The 16,219-nt window shown below is 60.7% G+C and carries 17 protein-coding genes and 1 tRNA gene; 9 read left to right on the top strand and 9 right to left on the bottom strand.

The features are described 5' to 3' along the window. The coding region (locus VJS46_RS05695; RefSeq protein ID WP_324058424.1) for a lipid-A-disaccharide synthase N-terminal domain-containing protein at positions 1-218 on the top strand (218 nt) is incomplete at its 5' end. Here VJS46_RS05695 and VJS46_RS05700 read toward each other — a convergent pair. From VJS46_RS05700 to pgi, 3 genes are all read right to left on the bottom strand, one after another. After that, positions 215-1,825, bottom strand: coding sequence for an ArnT family glycosyltransferase (locus tag VJS46_RS05700; RefSeq protein ID WP_324058426.1), 1,611 nt, complete (start codon positions 1,823-1,825; stop codon positions 215-217). The two genes, VJS46_RS05695 and VJS46_RS05700, sit on opposite strands and share 4 nt — an antisense overlap. Then, positions 1,822-2,880 (bottom strand): glycosyltransferase family 2 protein, encoded by a 1,059-nt coding sequence (locus VJS46_RS05705; protein WP_324058428.1) that lies wholly within the window; start codon positions 2,878-2,880, stop codon positions 1,822-1,824. The genes VJS46_RS05700 and VJS46_RS05705 overlap by 4 nt, the downstream gene beginning before the upstream one ends. 277 nt (positions 2,881-3,157) lie before the next feature. Further along, positions 3,158-4,660, bottom strand: a complete 1,503-nt coding sequence (gene pgi / locus VJS46_RS05710; protein ID WP_324058430.1) for a glucose-6-phosphate isomerase — start codon at positions 4,658-4,660, stop codon at positions 3,158-3,160. A 152-nt stretch (positions 4,661-4,812) separates the two neighbouring features. Here pgi and lepB point away from each other — a divergent pair, with 152 nt between their 5' ends. From lepB to VJS46_RS05730, 4 genes are all read left to right on the top strand, one after another. Next, positions 4,813-5,634, top strand: a complete 822-nt coding sequence (gene lepB / locus VJS46_RS05715) for a signal peptidase I (RefSeq protein WP_324058518.1) — start codon at positions 4,813-4,815, stop codon at positions 5,632-5,634. Next, a complete protein-coding gene (gene rnc / locus VJS46_RS05720) occupies positions 5,589-6,299 on the top strand; it encodes a ribonuclease III (protein WP_324058432.1) in 711 nt (236 codons plus the stop codon). Before lepB ends, rnc begins: the two co-directional genes overlap by 46 nt. Then, complete coding sequence (era, locus tag VJS46_RS05725; protein WP_324058434.1) at positions 6,299-7,189, top strand: GTPase Era; 891 nt, start codon at positions 6,299-6,301, stop codon at positions 7,187-7,189. Before rnc ends, era begins: the two co-directional genes overlap by 1 nt. 94 nt (positions 7,190-7,283) lie before the next feature. Further along, on the top strand, positions 7,284-7,682 hold the full coding sequence (locus VJS46_RS05730; protein WP_324058436.1) for a PilZ domain-containing protein: 399 nt from the start codon (positions 7,284-7,286) through the stop codon (positions 7,680-7,682). A gap of 203 nt (positions 7,683-7,885) precedes the next feature. Here the strand turns inward: VJS46_RS05730 and gpmA are convergent, their stop codons facing one another. Further along, positions 7,886-8,572, bottom strand: a complete 687-nt coding sequence (gene gpmA / locus VJS46_RS05735; protein ID WP_324058438.1) for a 2,3-diphosphoglycerate-dependent phosphoglycerate mutase — start codon at positions 8,570-8,572, stop codon at positions 7,886-7,888. Positions 8,573-8,681: 109 nt separating this feature from the next. Between gpmA and VJS46_RS05740 the strand changes: the two genes are divergently transcribed. After that, the gene (locus VJS46_RS05740; protein WP_324058440.1) at positions 8,682-9,404 is read left to right on the top strand and encodes a dienelactone hydrolase family protein; all 723 of its coding nucleotides are present in this window, start codon (positions 8,682-8,684) and stop codon (positions 9,402-9,404) included. Positions 9,405-9,541: 137 nt separating this feature from the next. On the opposite strand, the gene VJS46_RS05745 is transcribed toward VJS46_RS05740, so the two are convergent. Together VJS46_RS05745 and VJS46_RS05750 are read right to left on the bottom strand one after the other, a co-directional pair. Further along, positions 9,542-10,660: a M14 family metallopeptidase gene (locus tag VJS46_RS05745; RefSeq protein ID WP_324058442.1), complete on the bottom strand. Its 1,119-nt coding sequence runs from the start codon at positions 10,658-10,660 to the stop codon at positions 9,542-9,544. Continuing rightward, positions 10,657-11,241 (bottom strand): DUF4136 domain-containing protein, encoded by a 585-nt coding sequence (locus VJS46_RS05750; protein WP_324058444.1) that lies wholly within the window; start codon positions 11,239-11,241, stop codon positions 10,657-10,659. Before VJS46_RS05750 ends, VJS46_RS05745 begins: the two co-directional genes overlap by 4 nt. A gap of 141 nt (positions 11,242-11,382) precedes the next feature. Here VJS46_RS05750 and galE point away from each other — a divergent pair, with 141 nt between their 5' ends. The 3 genes from galE (at position 11,383) to VJS46_RS05765 (ending at position 13,220) form a co-directional block, all read left to right on the top strand. Next, positions 11,383-12,390, top strand: a complete 1,008-nt coding sequence (galE, locus tag VJS46_RS05755) for a UDP-glucose 4-epimerase GalE (protein ID WP_324058446.1) — start codon at positions 11,383-11,385, stop codon at positions 12,388-12,390. A 73-nt stretch (positions 12,391-12,463) separates the two neighbouring features. Next, positions 12,464-12,589 (top strand): type B 50S ribosomal protein L36, encoded by a 126-nt coding sequence (gene ykgO, locus VJS46_RS05760; protein WP_003046794.1) that lies wholly within the window; start codon positions 12,464-12,466, stop codon positions 12,587-12,589. Positions 12,590-12,596: 7 nt separating this feature from the next. After that, entirely contained in the window at positions 12,597-13,220 is a 624-nt protein-coding gene (locus tag VJS46_RS05765; RefSeq protein WP_324058486.1) for an HAD family phosphatase, read from the top strand. 186 nt (positions 13,221-13,406) lie between these two features. Here the strand turns inward: VJS46_RS05765 and trxB are convergent, their stop codons facing one another. From trxB to VJS46_RS05780, 3 genes are all read right to left on the bottom strand, one after another. Beyond that, complete coding sequence (gene trxB, locus VJS46_RS05770; RefSeq protein WP_324058488.1) at positions 13,407-14,372, bottom strand: thioredoxin-disulfide reductase; 966 nt, start codon at positions 14,370-14,372, stop codon at positions 13,407-13,409. 166 nt (positions 14,373-14,538) lie between these two features. Further along, on the bottom strand, positions 14,539-15,276 hold the full coding sequence (locus VJS46_RS05775; protein ID WP_324058490.1) for a peptidase: 738 nt from the start codon (positions 15,274-15,276) through the stop codon (positions 14,539-14,541). An 836-nt stretch (positions 15,277-16,112) separates the two neighbouring features. Then, a tRNA-Met gene (locus VJS46_RS05780) sits at positions 16,113-16,189 on the bottom strand. Positions 16,190-16,219 lie beyond the last annotated feature (30 nt).

The following is a 16,219-nucleotide window of genomic DNA, read 5'->3' on the forward strand; positions in this document are numbered from 1 at the left end:
GCTTCATCGTCCAGTGGCTCCACTCGGAGCGAGCTGGCCGCTCGGTCGTGCCGGTTGCCTTTTGGCACCTCTCCCTCGTCGGAGGGGCAGTCATGACAGCCTATGCGATCTACCGTGAGGACCCGGTCTTTATCCTTGGCCAGGCGCTTGGCATGGCTGTCTATGTCCGGAACCTGTGGCTGATTCATCGGGAGCGGAAGGCGCAGGGGACGGCCTAATCCCGGCGCAACTTGTAGATCATATATTTGTCCGTGTCCTCAACCAGCCGCGCCGTGGCGTTCAAGTGAGCGATCACTCCGGCATGATGTTTCATGAAGATGCGGTCTTGGCCATCCTGAGCATTTTTGGCGACAGCGAACCAATCGGCGCCTTGACGCCTTAGTTCCTCAAGCTGGGCTATGGCCGTGGCGTCATCCTTCAGAAAAACCGACCAGTCCGTGTTGCCGCCGCCTTGGGGAAAGACCCAGCCCCTGCCCCGGCTGTAATAAATGGCGAGGGGATCGCCGACATCGGGGGAAACCACAATGGACAGGTCACCAGCTTTCCGGAAAGCGGCCAGCCGGTCGCCCATCAGCTTTGCATTCTCCGCAATGGGCTGCTTCATGACGCGGACCAGCGGCAGCGTCGATGCGGCCAGCACCAATGCGACGATAATCCCCAGCCTCGTCAAAGCGGCGGGCGTCCGGATCGATCCCCGCTCGAAGGTCGCCAGCAACAGCATCCCCCGCCCTGCGAAAATCGCCAGCGGAACGTGCAGGAAGTGGAAATTCCAGGGGTTGTTATTAATCTCCCTCGCCGCCGCCAAATAAAGCATGCCGCCCGCGACCAGCCAGACCAGCGGCACAAACCGCAGCGCCGGATCGCGGCCCCCGCTGGCATCGGGATAGGGAGAGAATAGCCCGACCGCCATCAGGAGCAGCAGCGGATAGCCATAAAACCACCAGATCGCGGTGTCGCGCGCCGACCCCAGATAAAAGCGCGCCTCGATCAGCCGCCACACCCCATCATCCCAGATATAGCCGCTCCCGGCGACATGATAGGGCGGATAGCTGTTCCCCAGATACACCGCCCAGGCGTAATAGCCGAACACCAGCACCAGAGCGCCGCCGCCGAACAGCAGCACCGTTTTCGCCCGCTGCCATTCTCCGCGCCAAATCCAGATCGCCGTCAGATAGGCCACCACCAGACCCGCAGCGAGGCCGGGCAGCTTCGCCAGCGCACCCAATGTGAAGGCAGCGGCGGCGAGCGGCAGCAGATATGCCGTTCCCGTGACCCAGTAGCGAACGAACAGCCATATCCCCAGGGTTACCAGCGCCAGCATAGCCGGATCGGGAATGAAGGAACTGTCGATCATGATCGCGCCCGGCATCAGCGCATAGGCAAGCGCCGTCAGATGGGCATGCACCTCATCCCAGATCAGCGCGACCAGCCGGTGCAGCGAAAAGACGGTAAGCAACCCGAACAGGCCCGCTACCAGCCGGCCCAGCCAGTCATGCCAGCCAAAGGGCACCGAGAGCAGCGCCACCACATAGCCGAAAAGCTGGAATTCCCGTCCCTGATAGCTTGGGCCGGGTCCTGTCCAGTCAACCTCTGGAAAGAAGATATTCCAGCTTCCATCGCGGAAATTCTGCGCCATCATGGCCGAGCTTGCTTCCCGCCAACTGAAGGCATCCACCAGCGGCAGGCGTATCTGATAGAAGCGCGCGACTGCCGCCACGATCAATATGCCGATAAGAATCGCCCAGCCGGAAGTGAGCGCCCTTGCCCAGTCTGCTTCGCCTGTGCGCGGCGATGTCGCGCCTTCCACCCGGTCCATCACCGTCATTCGTCCGTGCCCCGATGGGGGGGCGGAAAGTTGAGCAGTGCGCGAATGCCATAATGCGTCTTGGCGCCGCGGCTGAAATAGATCCGCGCCAGGACCTCGCCCAATATGCCAAGGCTCAGCAATTGCAATCCCGCGCCCCCAGCGACAACCGACATCAGCAGCAGCGGATTGCCGGTCATGTCCACCCCGTCGAGCTTCATGATGATCGTCGCAAGCAGGGCGAATGCGGATAAAGCAAAACATGCAAGGCCGAGCCCGCCAAATACCCGCATTGGATGGGATGCATAATCGAGCAGGAACTTGACCGTCATCAGATCAAGCAGCACCACCAATGTCCGGCCGATCCCATATTTGGTGACCCCCGCCACCCGTTGCCGGTGGTTGACGGGCATCTCCACACAGCGGGCGCCGCGCTGGTACAGCAGGATGGGAATGAAGCGGTGCATGTCGCCATAAAGATCGATCTCTTCGACCAATTCCCGCCGCATGATCTTCAACGTGCAGCCAAGGTCGTGAATCGGGAAACGCGTCGCGCGCGAGATCATCCAGTTCGCGATGCGCGAAGGGATTTTGCGGTTGACCAGCGCATCCTGCCGATCGCGCCGCCATCCGTGGACCAGATCATATCCCTCCTCCATCTTCTCGATCATCCGGGCAATGTCGGCGGGATCATTTTGCAGATCGCCGTCCATGGTGACGATCATGTCCATTCGCGCATGCACCATGCCTGCCTGCATGGCCGCGGTCTGGCCATAATTCCGGCGAAAGATGATCGCCCGCACATGCTCATCCTGCCGCGTCAGTTCTTCGATGATGGCGGTGCTGCCGTCCGTCGAACCATCATCGACCAGAATGATCTCATAGGCACAGCCGAGACTGGCCAGAGCGTCATTCAACTCCCGGTAAAGCGGCCAAAGATTGTCGGCCTCATTATGAATGGGGATGACAACAGACAGGCTGTGAAGCTGCGCCGGACAAATCTCGTCCACGCGATCAATGGCCTTCGCCCGCTTGGCGGGTGTCGCACGAATTGGGGGAGCATCAGCCTGTTGCACCAAATTCCCCGGCGCTCTGGAAGAGTGCCTTTGGTAACATTGGGGCAATTTGCCAACAAGTAGCCTAGCCAGCACTCATCCTGCCAAGGCGGGCTACTCCAAAGGAGAAGGGGGCAGGTTTATTTTATCGAGGAATAGAGGGTCGTTGGCTTAAAGGAGAAATTCCCTCCCATTCCCGTCGTCCCTGCGGAGGCGGGGCCCCTGCCTGCGCAGAGGCGACGGCGGTTTTTTTCTCAGAGGCAGCGAAAATCCAAGGAGTTTCCTCCCCCCGCCCCCTTCATCCCAAGGCAAGCTTGATAAGCGCCATGGTCGAAGGGTCGAAACCCTTTGGTCCTTCCTGCTCGATCGACTTGGCGATTTCCTTCCCCAGTTCCACCCCGAACTGATCGAACGGATTGATCCCCATCAGCACAGCATTGGCAAATGTGCGATGCTCGTAAAAGGCGATCAGGCCGCCCAATATCTCCGGCGTCACATCGTCCAGCAACAGCGTGGAGGACGGCCGGTTGCCCGGATAGGCGCGCGCCAGATCCTCTGCATTATCCCGGCCGCGCATCAGTGCCGCGCCTTGCGCAAAGCAGTTCACCAGCAAGGTGCGATGATGCGCCGGGTCCAGCGAATGCCCAGGTTCGATGGCCGCAATGAACTCCACCGGAACGACATGCGTCCCCTGGTGCAGCAACTGGAACACCGCATGCTGCGCGTCCGTCCCGACCCCGCCCCAGGTGATTGCGGCAGTCGCGCCGTCAACCGGCTTGCCGTCCCGCGTCACGCTTTTGCCATTGCTCTCCATCTCGAGCTGCTGGAGGTAGGAGGGTAGCAGCCGCAGCCGCTCATCATAGGCAAAGACCGCGCGCGTCTGGCAGTTCATCACACGCGCATAATATTGGTCGGCAAAAGCCGCCAGCACGGGCGCATTCTTGTGGAATTCGGCAAGCCGGAAATGCCGGTCCATCGCCGCAGCGCCCTCCAGCAGATTTTCAAACGCGTCCCAGCCAAGCGCCACTGCCGCCGGAAATCCGATGGAGGACCAAAGCGAATAGCGTCCGCCCACGCTCTCCGAAAATGGCAGGATGCGGGTTTCATCGACGCCCCATTCCATGGCCTTTTCCGGCGCGGCCGTCAGCGCGATGACCCGGCCATAGGGGTCCTCCACACCATCTTCCACCATCCAGTTGATGACGCTTTGCGCGTTCAGCATGGTTTCCGTGGTGGTAAAAGTCTTGGAGGCAACGACCAGCAGGGTCGCGCTCGGATCGAACCGCGTCATCGCCTCTTCGAGCGCCGTGCCATCGACATTGGAGACAATCGCGACGTCATAGCGGTCTCCATGCCGGCCCAAGGCATCGATCAACAGGTCCGGCCCCAGCGCCGACCCACCGATGCCGACATGAAGGACGTGCCGGACAGGACCGAAGGCCTCGGCCTCCACTGCATCGATCAGGGCGCGCATGCGGTTATGAAGGACCTTTGCGCGCGCGACGCTCTCAGCATTTCCCTCGCCGCGCTCAGCCATGTGCTCTGCCGCGCGCCCTTCAGTGACATTGACTGGATCGCCGCGGAACAGCGCCTCCCTCGCCCCGGCAAAATCAACCGCTTCGGCCAGCGCCACAAACTTCTCCACCAGCGAGGAGGTCAGATGGGTCTTGGACCAGTCGAACCGGATGCCGCCCTTGGAAAGGCTCAGCGCCGAAAGCCGGTCCGGATCATTTTCGAATATCGTCTTGAGTTCAGCAACGGGTTCGCCGGCAATAGCGTTCCAGGCAGCTTTACGATCCATTTTCATTCCTTTCATTGGTGCAGCCCGCACGCCGATTCACTTGCGATATAGACCATCGCCGGTGAAAAAGCATGGCTGCACCGCCCCTTGACGCTTGGCCTGATCCAACGCAAAGCGTTGACATGACCGGAACCGCGCACGAGGCCAAACGGATGAAGAAGAAATCGGAAACAGGAGATTTCCTGTTTTTCCTCGTGAAACTCGGTCTCTTCGTCTTCATTTTGCGCAGTTTCATCATCTCGCCGTTCAATATCCCCTCGGAATCCATGCAGCCCCGGCTGCTGATCGGCGACTATCTGCTGGTCGCCAAATGGCCCTATGGCTATTCGCGCTACAGCCTTCCCTTCAGCCTGCCCCTCATCCCCGGCCGCATCCTCCCCCACACGCCAGAGCGCGGCGACGTGGTGGTGTTCAAGGCGCCGCCCACGCAGCGGCAGGATTATATCAAACGCGTCATCGGCCTTCCCGGGGACCTAGTGCAGGTGAAGAACGGCGTCGTCTTCCTGAATGGCAATGCCATCCCCAAGCACCGCATCGGCGATCTTGAACTGCCGGTGACGCAGAACATGATCGATGCCTCTGCAAGGGAAAACGCGCCTTCCCCCTGCTACCGGCAGACCTTCGAGGACAGGGCCGCAGACGGCACCCCGATCTGCCGCTATCCGCAATATCGCGAGACGCTGCCGGGCGGGAAAAGCTATAATGTGCTCGATCTGGAAAACAGCATCGCCGACAATACGGAGGTTTTCGTGGTGCCGGAGGGGCATTTGTTCCTGATGGGCGACAATCGCGACCGCAGCGCCGACAGCCGATTCCCCGCCGTTGACGGCGCTGGCATCGGCTTCGTCCCGGAACAAAATCTGGTCGGAAAGGCCCTGATTTCCGTCTTTTCCACCAATGGCTCGGCCAATTGGCTGCTGCCTTGGACATGGTTCACCGCGGCCCGTTTCGGCCGCGTCGGGGAAGGCTTTTGAACCGTCCCGAGTCATTGGACTGGGTGCGCGAAAAGCTGGGTCATGTCCCAGGCAATCCGGACCTGTTCACCGAAGCCCTCACTCATGGCAGTCACGGGCCCAGAAATTACGAGCGGCTTGAATTTCTGGGCGACCGCGTTCTCGGCCTCCTCATGGCGGAATGGCTTTACGAACATTTCGGCGACGAGCCGGAAGGCAAGCTTTCGCGGCGCCTGAACGCATTGGTGGCAGGCGAAACCTGCGCCGAGGTCGCCCGCGCCCTTGACCTTGGCCCCAATATGCGCCTTGGCAAGCAGGCCCGCGATGACGGTGCGATAGAAAGCGACAATGTGCTGGGCGACGTCATGGAAGCGCTGATCGGCGCGCTCTACCTTGACGGCGGCATGGATGCGACGCGAAGTTTTGTGCGGAAAGCATGGGCCGACCGCGTGGACAGCCAGCAACCTGCTCCCAAGCACCCGAAATCCGCGCTCCAGGAATGGGCCGCCGCCCACCGCCGCAAACCGCCCGAATATGCCCTTTCCGGCAAATCGGGGCCCGCCCACAACCCCCGCTTCATCGTCACCGTCTCCATCAAGGGCGTGGGCGAGGCATCGGCGGAGGGCAGTTCAAAGCAGGAAGCGGAAACCGCAGCGGCGCGAAAGATGCTTGAGGAATTGGAGTGATGGAACGCTGCGGTCTCGTAGCCATAGTCGGCGCCCCTAATGCGGGCAAATCCACGCTGGTCAACGCGCTGGTGGGACAGAAGGTCGCGATTACCTCCCCAAAGGCGCAGACCACGCGTACGCGGCTGCTGGGTGTGGCGCTTGAGGGCGAAGCGCAGATCATGCTGGTCGATACGCCAGGCATTTTCGAGCCGCGCCGCCGCCTCGACCGCGCCATGGTACAGGCGGCGTGGGGCGGCGCGCAGGATGCGGACCTTATCGCGCTTGTGATTGACGCCAAGGCCGGCCTTGGTCCGAAGGTGGAAATCATTCTTGAGGCGCTGAAAACCCGCAAGGAGCCCAAGCTGCTGATCCTCAACAAGGTCGATATCTCGGCAAAGGAAAAGCTCCTGGTGCACGCCAGGAAGCTAAATGATGCGGTCGATTTTACGGAAACCTTCTTTGTCAGCGCCGCCACCGGCGACGGTCTTCCCGAACTGAAACGCGCTCTGGCGGACGCTATGCCGCAGGGGCCCTGGCACTTTCCCGAGGACCAGGTGTCGGACGCCACCGATCGCATGCTCGCCGCGGAAATCACGCGCGAGCAGCTCTACCACCAGCTTCATGCCGAACTGCCCTATGCGAGCGCCGTGGAGACTGAAAAATATAGCGAACGGGACGATGGATCGGTGGAAATCCATCAGCAGATCCTCGTCGCCCGTTCCAGTCAGCGCGCCATCATTCTCGGCAAGGGCGGATCGCGCCTGAAGGAAATCGGTTCCCGCGCGCGGGCCGAACTCGCCTCGCTGCTCGGCCGCAAGGTGCATCTCTATCTTCATGTGAAGGTGAAGGCGGACTGGGAGGATGACCGCGGACTTTACCGCGAAATTGGCCTGGATTGGGTCGATTGAAGCCACGCCACTAAAAAACTTTGCGCTCTGGCCGATATCTATGGTTCAGCTGCCTTTTATCGGATCTTGGGGCGGCGAAGGATCAGGGGGCATAATGAACACGATCGTCAGATCGCCGGATCATACCGGCGCGAACCAATTCCTCACCAATGAATTGCGCTTTAGCGTGATGGTGAAGGGCATGCTCTTCAATGACGATTTTCCCGATGGCCTGTCGCTTCGGATTCTCAACATTTCCGAAGGCGGCATCATGGCTGCGATCCCCTTTGGCGTACGGGTGTACAGCGCCGTCACGATCGCCCTGCGCAACCTGCCCGCCGTTTCCGGCCACGTCGCCTGGTGCCGCAAGGACCGCATCGGTGTGGCCTTTGATGAAAAGATCGACCTTGATCTATTCTTCGGCCGCAAGATTGGCGGGGAAGGATTGCACATGATTGATCCGGCCAGCAACGCGGTCAGAAGTGAACCTTTGATCCGGAAGCTGAACGGGTAGCGCCCTTTCTGGCCCTCTCCAGACGGAGAGGGATACGCAGACTTGGACCGGCATGGTCGGTCTCAGTCGAAGTTGGGTGAGGGGTTCCATGCTACTGATAGCGCGCATTCCCTCACCAACTCCGGCCAGGCTGCAAGCAGCCAAGCCTCCATATCCTCTCCCACTGGAGAGAATATGAACACAGTCCGCTTCAAACCTCCGCGTCACCGCTCGGAAAGATAATAGCGCTCGACTTCGCGCAGATCGCTATCCAACTGATAGACGATCGGCTGTCCGGTGGGAATTTCGAGGCTCGTGATCTCCGCATCCGAAATGCCCGACAGATGCTTGACCAGCGCGCGCAGGGAATTGCCGTGCGCGGAAATCAGCACCCGCTTGCCGGTCCTGAGCTGCGGCGCGATCCGGCTTTCCCAATAGGGAAGCACGCGCGCAATCGTGTCCTTCAAGCTCTCCGTATCCGGGATGGCGACGCCCGCATAACGGCGGTCCTTCGACAGATCGAAAGGGCTGTCCGTATCGAGCGGCGGTGGGGGTACGTCGAAGCTACGGCGCCAGATATGGACCTGCTCGTCGCCATGCTTGGCCGCTGTCTCCGCCTTATTGAGACCAGTGAGCCCGCCATAGTGACGTTCATTGAGATGCCAGTCCTTTTCGACCGGCAGCCAGAGCCGCCCCATCTCTTCCAGGGCCAGATGCAGCGTCTTGATCGCGCGCGTCTGGACCGAAGTGAAGCAACAGTCGAAATCAAGGCCCTTTTCCGCCATCAGCCGTCCGGCGGCGCGTGCCTCTTCCGCACCCTTCTCGGTCACATCCACGTCCCACCAGCCGGTGAAGCGGTTTTCCAAATTCCATGCGGATTGGCCGTGGCGGATAAGGACGAGGGTAGGCATGAGAATCTCCGTATCTGACGCGGCCCTCTCCTTAGCGTCAAAATCTGGTCATGCAACTTGCAGCGGCTTTGCAGGTCATGCCAGAAGACGCAGAAAACAGGAGACGGCTATGACCATTGAGCGCCAGACTATCATCTATGACGGTCCTGGAGGTCCTTTCGAAGGCGTGATAGTACGGGACCTGGATTGGGATCAGCCCCGCCCCGCCGTGATGGTGCTGCCCAATGTGCTTGGCCAGAAAGAGGCCGACAATGTCCGGGCCGAGCAGCTTGCGGCGCTCGGCTATGTCGGATTTGCGGTCGATGTCTATGGGCAAGGTAAAAGGACCACCCGCCAATCCCCGGACCCGGCCGTCCACATGAACGAGCTTAATGCCAATCGCCCACTGCTGCGCGACCGGCTGCACAACGCGCTGAAAGTGCTTGAAGAAAGGCCGGAGGTGGACAAGGGCCGCATGGCCGCCATAGGCTTTTGCTTTGGCGGCAAATGCGTGCTGGATCTTGCCCGCACGGGCGCCAATCTGCGCGGAGTCGTGAGCTTCCACGGCGTCTATGATCGCCCGCCTTTTCCCAACATTGCGCCCATCAGATCAAGGATCCTGATCTGCCATGGCTGGGACGATCCGCTCTGTCCGCCCGACGCAACTGTGGGGCTCGCAAAGGAACTGACCGAGGCAGGCGCTGATTGGCAGCTCCATGCCTACGGGCATACCGGCCACGCCTTCACCGATGAAAGCGCCAACATGCCCGAGCGCGGCGTCGTTTATCAGCCGGAGTCAGAACGGCGGAGCTGGCAGGCGATGACGAACTTTCTCGCCGAAATATTCCGCTGACGTGATTTCGAGCCGGTTCCCGTTCGTGCCGAGTGAAGTCGGGACATGTCCGCGCCAAGCCAAGGTCCTCGCCCTAAGGGCTTCGATAAGCCCGATCCGAACGGAGATCAGGTGATCCCGATTTCACGCTCGCCGGACTAAATCTCGTCGATGATCTCCGCCAGGGCGGCAAGGCAATCCCTGCCTAGCTGGGCTGAGCGTGCCGGCGACCAGCCGAAATTAGGGTCCGGGAGGAAGTCATTATCCTTGAAAGGCATTTCCAGGGTCATCGACAGCGCGCCATAACGTTCGGCAAGCTGGGCCGTGGACATGGAGAGATTGGCCTTGCCCGGAGGCGCGACCGGATAGCCGATCCTGGTCTGAAAATCCGGTGTCCGTGCGGCAAGTGTGTCGCGATAGCGGTGGTAGAGCGCCAGCCGGTCCTGCCGAAGCGCCGGTATACCCTCGAAACCGGCGATGAACACGGCTGGAATCGCTTCATCTCCATGCACGTCCATGGCGAAATCGACACCCGTTGCATCCATGGCGGCGCGGACCAGATATACTTCGGGACTGCGGTCCATGCTGGGATCGTGCCACTCCCGGTTGAGGTTCACGCCCTTCGCGTTGGTGCGCAGATGTCCCCGGCGGCTGCCGTCAGGATTCATATTGGGCACGATATGAAAGGTCGCCTTCTGCCGCAGCAGCCGGGCGACGCTGTCCTCCGCGTCGGTCAGCCGTTCGATCGCGCCCTCCATCCACCATTCCGCCATGGTCTCGCCTGGATGCTGGCGGGCGTAGAGCCAGACCTGCCGGCTGCCCTCTCCCAGTGTCAGCAGGTCCAGTGGCTGACCGTCCAGCGTGAGGCCCAGTTGCCGTTGCGTGACGCCGGGCTGGTTTGCGGCATAGGCGATGAGATCATGGTGCCGCTCCATCGAATAAGGGGCGAAATAGGCTACCCACAGCGCATTGCTGTCAGGCGACACGCGAATGGTGAGGACCCCATCTTCATAACTTGTATCGGCGAGCAGCCAATTCTCCCTATCCCCGCTGACCCGCGCCTTGTAGCCGGGCCAGCCATCGGGATAGGCGGCGCTCGCGCAGTTCAGGATGCGAAGCTCAATGTCCTGGCCTGCAGCCCCAGAAAGCCGGAAGTGGAACCATTGATGGAACTCGCTGTCCTTGTCCTTCAATATCTCAAGGTCGGCACGGTTGCCATTGATGCTGAGGACGCGAATATTACCCGCGTCAAAGGCGCTGCTGATCGATAGACTCATTTAACTTTAATAGTCTGTCCCGATACGCCCGGAAAGTCCCTGAACAGCGCCTCGGCCAGTTTGGAGGCCACCATGCCGGGCTGGGCGGCGGCTGTGCCCTCCTTCACCTCGGTGACAGCGCGGCCTTCCCAGATCACTGTCCGATCGGAACGCCGCTTGATCTGCACATTGAGCTGCGTGACGACAATGGGCTTGGGCGGCCCTGAAAGGTTTATGCCGATACCCACACCCACGCCGCTGCCATAGCTGCCCGTGGCACCGCCTACGCCGACGCTGACGGGCGAGCGCCCGCCTCCCATCGTATCGCGCACGCCGCGCATATAATTGACGCTGGCGATATATTGGGTGCCTGTGCCAGCCTGTTCGGTAAAGCCTATCCTCTGAAGCTCCCGGCCCACGGCCGCGGCATAACTACGATATTCGATGCTCGTATCGTCACTCAGAGTCAGCGGCTCGACCGCTATGGAACCTCGTCCCGCCTGGTCGCCGATATGGAAGCGGGTCACCTCCACCGGCGGAACGGCCGTGGCGCATCCCGCCAGCGCAAGCGGGGTCAGCAGTAGCGCGAACCATTTGGCCATGGCATGTCCTTCCGCACCTTCTTCATCTTGTCGTAAACGCATAACACATGGTCTTGCTGCACGCAGCATGAACAAGGGTTTCCATTGCCTCATCCCAGCCATTATGGAACCGGTCAGCAGCTTGTTTTTCAGGGAGTTCGCATGTCAGAGAAACCAGTGATCCTGGTGACGGGAGGGGCCGGTTATATAGGAAGTCACGCGGTTCTCGCGCTGCGCGACGCGGGCTATGGCGTGACAGTGGTGGACAATCTGACCACAGGGTTCCGCTGGGCTGTGCCTCAGGACATACCCTTCTATGAAGGGGACATCGCTGACCAGGACCTTGTCAACCGCATTATCGAAGAACAGCGCGTCCGGGGGATCATGCATTTCGCAGGATCCATCATCGTCCCTGAGTCGGTCGAAAATCCGCTCAAATATTACAACAACAACAGCGCCAAGAGCCGGTCGCTCATCGAAAGCGCGGTGCTTGGCGGCGTCAGGCATTTCATCTTCTCCTCGACGGCGGCGACCTATGGCGTGCCGGAGGAAAGCCCGGTGCGCGAAGACGCGCCCAAGCAGCCCATCAATCCCTATGGCATGTCGAAGCTGATGACGGAGATCACGCTGGAGGATGTGTCGAAGGCGCACGATCTCAACTATTGCGCGCTGCGATATTTCAATGTGGCGGGGGCGGACCCCGAATGCCGGACCGGCCAATCGACCGCAGGCGCCACGCACCTCATCAAGGTCGCGGTGGAAGCGGCGCTTGGCAAACGCAGCCATGTGAGCGTCTTTGGCACCGATTACGAGACTCCCGACGGCACGGGCGTGCGCGATTATATCCATGTGTCGGACCTCGCCCGCGCGCATGTGCTGGCGCTAGAGGCACTGATGGCCGAACCGCAACGCAATCATATTCTGAACTGTGGCTATGGGCGGGGTTTTTCCGTGCTGGAGGTGCTGGACGCGGTCGACAGGGTCACCAACGCGAAGATAGAGCGCCGTTTCGAAGGGCGCCGCGCGGGCGATCCCGGCTCCCTGATTTCCGACAATCGCGCCATCATGGAACGGTTTCCCTGGCGCCCGCAATTTGCCGATCTGGACCGGATCGTGACCCATGCGCTCGCCTGGGAAAGGAAGTTGAGCGAAATAAGGGCAGAGGCTTGACTTTGGGCCGCTTCCCCCATAGGTGGCGGCCTTCGAATTTCTGGCAAACCGAACTAATTGGAAGCGTTTCGACATGAAGATCCGCAATTCTCTGAAGTCGCTCAAAGACCGTCATCGCGACAACCGCGTGATCCGTCGCCGCGGCCGTACCTACGTCATCAACAAGACCAACCGCCGTTTCAAGGCCCGCCAGGGCTGAGCCAAGCGTGGCTGGCATTACCGCCGTCATCTTTGACGTCGGAAATGTCCTTTACGACTGGGACCCACGGTTCCTTTACGAGCGCCTGATCGAAGACGAACAGGCGCTCGACGCATTTCTGCGCGATGTCGTAACGGTGGAATGGCACCTGCAGCATGATGCCGGGCGGCCCTTTGCCGAAACCAGCGCCGAACTGGCCGCGCTCTACCCCGAACATGCCGAACTGATTCGCGCCTGGGGGCACCGTTTCCAGGAAAGCATCCGCGGCCGCATCGACGGCATGGAGCAATTGCTGGCGGAGTTGACCCAGTCAGCCGTGCCTCTCTTCGCAATCACCAATTTCAGCCATGAATTCTGGCCGTCCTTCCGGACGAAGGAGGCGGACTTCTTTGATCGCTTCCAGGACGTGCTGGTATCGGGGGAAGTCGGCCTGATCAAACCGGATCCGGCGATCTACCATCTGGCGCTGAAGCGGTTCGGATTGGCCGCTGAACAGGCGCTATTCGTCGATGACCGGCAGGACAATGTAGACGCAGCGGCGGCCCTGGGCATAGGGGGGCACCTGTTCCGGGATGCGGCCACCTTGCGGGCGGAACTGGTGAGATTGGGGCTGCTTGGCCGAAAATACTGAGATCCGGCTGGAATCACTGACCCACGTCCGCTCGTGTCGAGCGAAGTCGAGACACGTCGCGCCAGCGTCCCTCGACTTCAGCGAAAGCTGAAGTTTATCCCGAGCGCCTGCCTTGCAGGCAGTCGAGGGGCTCGGGACGAACGGAGGCGCTCAGAGCCTCAACCGGCCCACCATTGCCGCTCCATCTTATTCCGCCGCAGCGACCAACTCGAAGTCCGCCTCGGCCAGGAATCGCTCGGCGTCGAGCGCCGCCATGCAGCCCATGCCCGCCGCAGTGACGGCTTGGCGGTAAATCTTGTCAGTCACATCTCCCGCCGCGAACACACCGGGAATACTGGTACGCGACGTGCCTTTCTCCACGACAAGATAACCCTCGTCGAGCGGCAGCACGCCCTCGAAGAGCTCCGTCGCCGGTTTGTGCCCGATGGCGACAAACGCGCCATCCGCCGGGACATGCGACTTTTCGCCAGTGACAGTGTCGATCAGGTCCACGCCGACCAGACCCTCCGGGTTTCCGCCGCCGACAAACTTGTCCACGGCCTTGTTCCACAGCACCTTGATATTGGGGTGCGCGAACAGGCGGTCCTGCAGGATCTTTTCCGCCCGGAAACTGTCGCGCCGGTGGATCAGCGTCACGTCATGGCTATGGTTCGTAAGGTACAAGGCCTCCTCGACAGCGGTATTGCCGCCGCCAATGACCACCACCTTCTTGCCGCGATAGAAAAAGCCGTCGCAAGTGGCGCAGGCGGAAACGCCCTTCCCCTGCAGCAAAATCTCGCTCTCCAGCCCCAGCCACTTCGCCTGCGCGCCTGTGGCGATGACCAGAGTATCTCCATAATATTCGGCCCCGCCGTCGCCGACCAGCCGGAAGGGCCGCTTGGACAGGTCCACCTCCACAATCTGGTCGTACATCATGCGCGCGCCGACATGTTCGGCCTGCGCCTGCATCTCGTCCATCAGCCAAGGACCCTGGATGACGTCACGAAAGCCGGGATAATTTTCAACGTCCGTCGTGATCGTCAACTGGCCGCCCGGCTGCAACCCCTGCACGACAATGGGAGCAAGCCCCGCACGAGCGCCGTAGATGGCAGCGCTAAGGCCCGCCGGGCCAGAACCCAGGATCAGCATGCGGGTTGAATGGGTGGAGGTCATGGACAGCCTTCTGCTTGTTTCTTTGTCGATTCGCTTGCAGCCGGAGATAGGGATTTGTCACGGCTTAGCGCAAGCATTGGCGGAGTAGAGTTTCTTTCGCCCCTGCAAGGAACGCGCATGAAGTTGGGAGCCGGATTTGAGTTTCATCCCGGCAAGGACGGCGCCCCTAATCCACGAAACTTGGCAAATCCTCAAACCCGTTACGCAGAGCCGCTGCCCAGCTTTGCGAAATCGCCGCAAAGCGCTGGTCATCGGCTTCGATCCGGTTCCGGGCGCGGAAAGTGCATGCATCCCGCTCGATAATGGCAAGATCGAGCGGCATGCCGACCGACAGGTTCGAGCGCATTGTCGAATCCATGGAGACGCATACCGCCTTCACTGCCTCTTCCAGCGAGGACTCCGGCGTAATCACCCGGTCCAGGATCGGCTTGCCATATTTGTGCTCGCCGATCTGGAAATAAGGCGTATCGGCGGTCGCCTCTATGAAGTTTCCGGCGCTGTAGAGGAGGTAGAGGCGCGGCTTGCCGCCCTTGCGCTGGCCGCAAACCATGATCGTGGCGTCCGCTGCCGCTCCCTGCATTTCAATGGTTTGCCGGTACTTGCCTTGCATCGAAGCCATGGCGTCGCCCGCAAGCTGCGCCACGCGAAACATGCTTTCGCAATTAAGGATGGTCTCAACGCCCGGGTCACCCGCGCACTTCTCGATCGCGCGGGACAAGATGGACTGCACACCCTGAGTGATCGACAGATTGCCCGACATCAATATGCCGATGGCACGCTCGCCCGGCACCTCATATGTAAAGAGCTTCTGGAAGCGGGAGATATTGTCCATCCCGGCGTTGGTGCGGGTGTCGGCAAGCATCACGAGGCCCGCATCCACTCGTACCGCAACGCCGTAAGTCATGTCCTTTGCGACCCCTACTCATTATTGTTGCTGCTGGCCCTGTTTGGCCTCTTCACCGCTGGCGTGCGCGATCCCGGCGTCCGCGTCAATGATGATTTCCCCTACGGCACCGGTTCCCGAACCGGTCCTGCACCGTTCAAGCCCGGCCCCCTCGGCCGCTCACCAACGCCTCCGCCCACCCATGGGTTTCATGCAAAGCCTCCCTAAAATGGCGGAGGATCAACATAACATGCCGGATCAACGCGACAATTCGGAGCGCCGAGAAACCGTAGCAGGGACGGCACCAAAGACTGAAGCTATTTTTTGGGCGCCTGCCCGTTGTTATTGGAGCTCTTGGAATTGCCGTTGTCTGGGCCATCACTATTGTTCGGATTGCCGCTCCCACTGGCCGCGTTGGGATGGCTGCCCTTGGCCGGCACTGGGTCTGCGGGACCGTCTGAACTCTGGGGCGCAGAAGCCGCTGCCTTAGGCACCGCTGCGGGTGCAGCCGCGGCTGCCGCTGCCGCAGCTCCGGCATCAGCGGACGCAAAAAGTGTCGCGGAACTTTCCAGGCTGGAAGCAATTGCCTGGCCCAGATTGAGCGAAGCCAGGACAAGCCCCGTGCCAATGACGCCAAGCAACAGCGCATATTCGGCAGCGCTCGCTCCCGAACGGTCTTTTGCGAAAGATCGCAACAAGCCCACCAACATGTACCCCTCCCGCCGGCCGAAGCCATGGCAAGCCTGCGCTTACACAGGTCAACTGTCAATGAAATCGGCTTTTCGTTAACCACCAATTTGGGTAGCTCGTCCGCGCTATCGCCCCCGAATCGCGCTTCGCCTGCCTGACTGGCCAAATGGTAGCGGAGGAGGGACTCGAACCCCCGACACGCGGATTATGATTCCGCTGCTCTAACCTGCTGAGCTACTCCGCCACAGAGCCAGTTCATGCGGCAGTGGGCGGC

The sequence above is a fragment of the Rhizorhapis sp. genome (assembly GCF_035276005.1).
In the GTDB taxonomy this organism is placed as follows: domain Bacteria; phylum Pseudomonadota; class Alphaproteobacteria; order Sphingomonadales; family Sphingomonadaceae; genus Rhizorhapis.

Bases quoted from the DNA above. Each gene is read 5' to 3' on its own strand.
- VJS46_RS05700 (WP_324058426.1), bottom strand. From the start codon at position 1,825: ATGACGGTGATGGACCGGGTGGAAGGCGCGACATCGCCGCGCACAGGC.
- pgi (WP_324058430.1), bottom strand. From the start codon at position 4,660: ATGGATCGTAAAGCTGCCTGGAACGCTATTGCCGGCGAACCCGTTGCT.
- lepB (WP_324058518.1), top strand. From the start codon at position 4,813: ATGAAGAAGAAATCGGAAACAGGAGATTTCCTGTTTTTCCTCGTGAAA.
- rnc (WP_324058432.1), top strand. From the start codon at position 5,589: ATGGTTCACCGCGGCCCGTTTCGGCCGCGTCGGGGAAGGCTTTTGAAC.
- era (WP_324058434.1), top strand. From the start codon at position 6,299: ATGGAACGCTGCGGTCTCGTAGCCATAGTCGGCGCCCCTAATGCGGGC.
- VJS46_RS05730 (WP_324058436.1), top strand. From the start codon at position 7,284: ATGAACACGATCGTCAGATCGCCGGATCATACCGGCGCGAACCAATTC.
- gpmA (WP_324058438.1), bottom strand. From the start codon at position 8,572: ATGCCTACCCTCGTCCTTATCCGCCACGGCCAATCCGCATGGAATTTG.
- VJS46_RS05740 (WP_324058440.1), top strand. From the start codon at position 8,682: ATGACCATTGAGCGCCAGACTATCATCTATGACGGTCCTGGAGGTCCT.
- VJS46_RS05745 (WP_324058442.1), bottom strand. From the start codon at position 10,660: ATGAGTCTATCGATCAGCAGCGCCTTTGACGCGGGTAATATTCGCGTC.
- VJS46_RS05750 (WP_324058444.1), bottom strand. From the start codon at position 11,241: ATGGCCAAATGGTTCGCGCTACTGCTGACCCCGCTTGCGCTGGCGGGA.
- galE (WP_324058446.1), top strand. From the start codon at position 11,383: ATGTCAGAGAAACCAGTGATCCTGGTGACGGGAGGGGCCGGTTATATA.
- ykgO (WP_003046794.1), top strand. From the start codon at position 12,464: ATGAAGATCCGCAATTCTCTGAAGTCGCTCAAAGACCGTCATCGCGAC.
- trxB (WP_324058488.1), bottom strand. From the start codon at position 14,372: ATGACCTCCACCCATTCAACCCGCATGCTGATCCTGGGTTCTGGCCCG.
- VJS46_RS05775 (WP_324058490.1), bottom strand. From the start codon at position 15,276: ATGACTTACGGCGTTGCGGTACGAGTGGATGCGGGCCTCGTGATGCTT.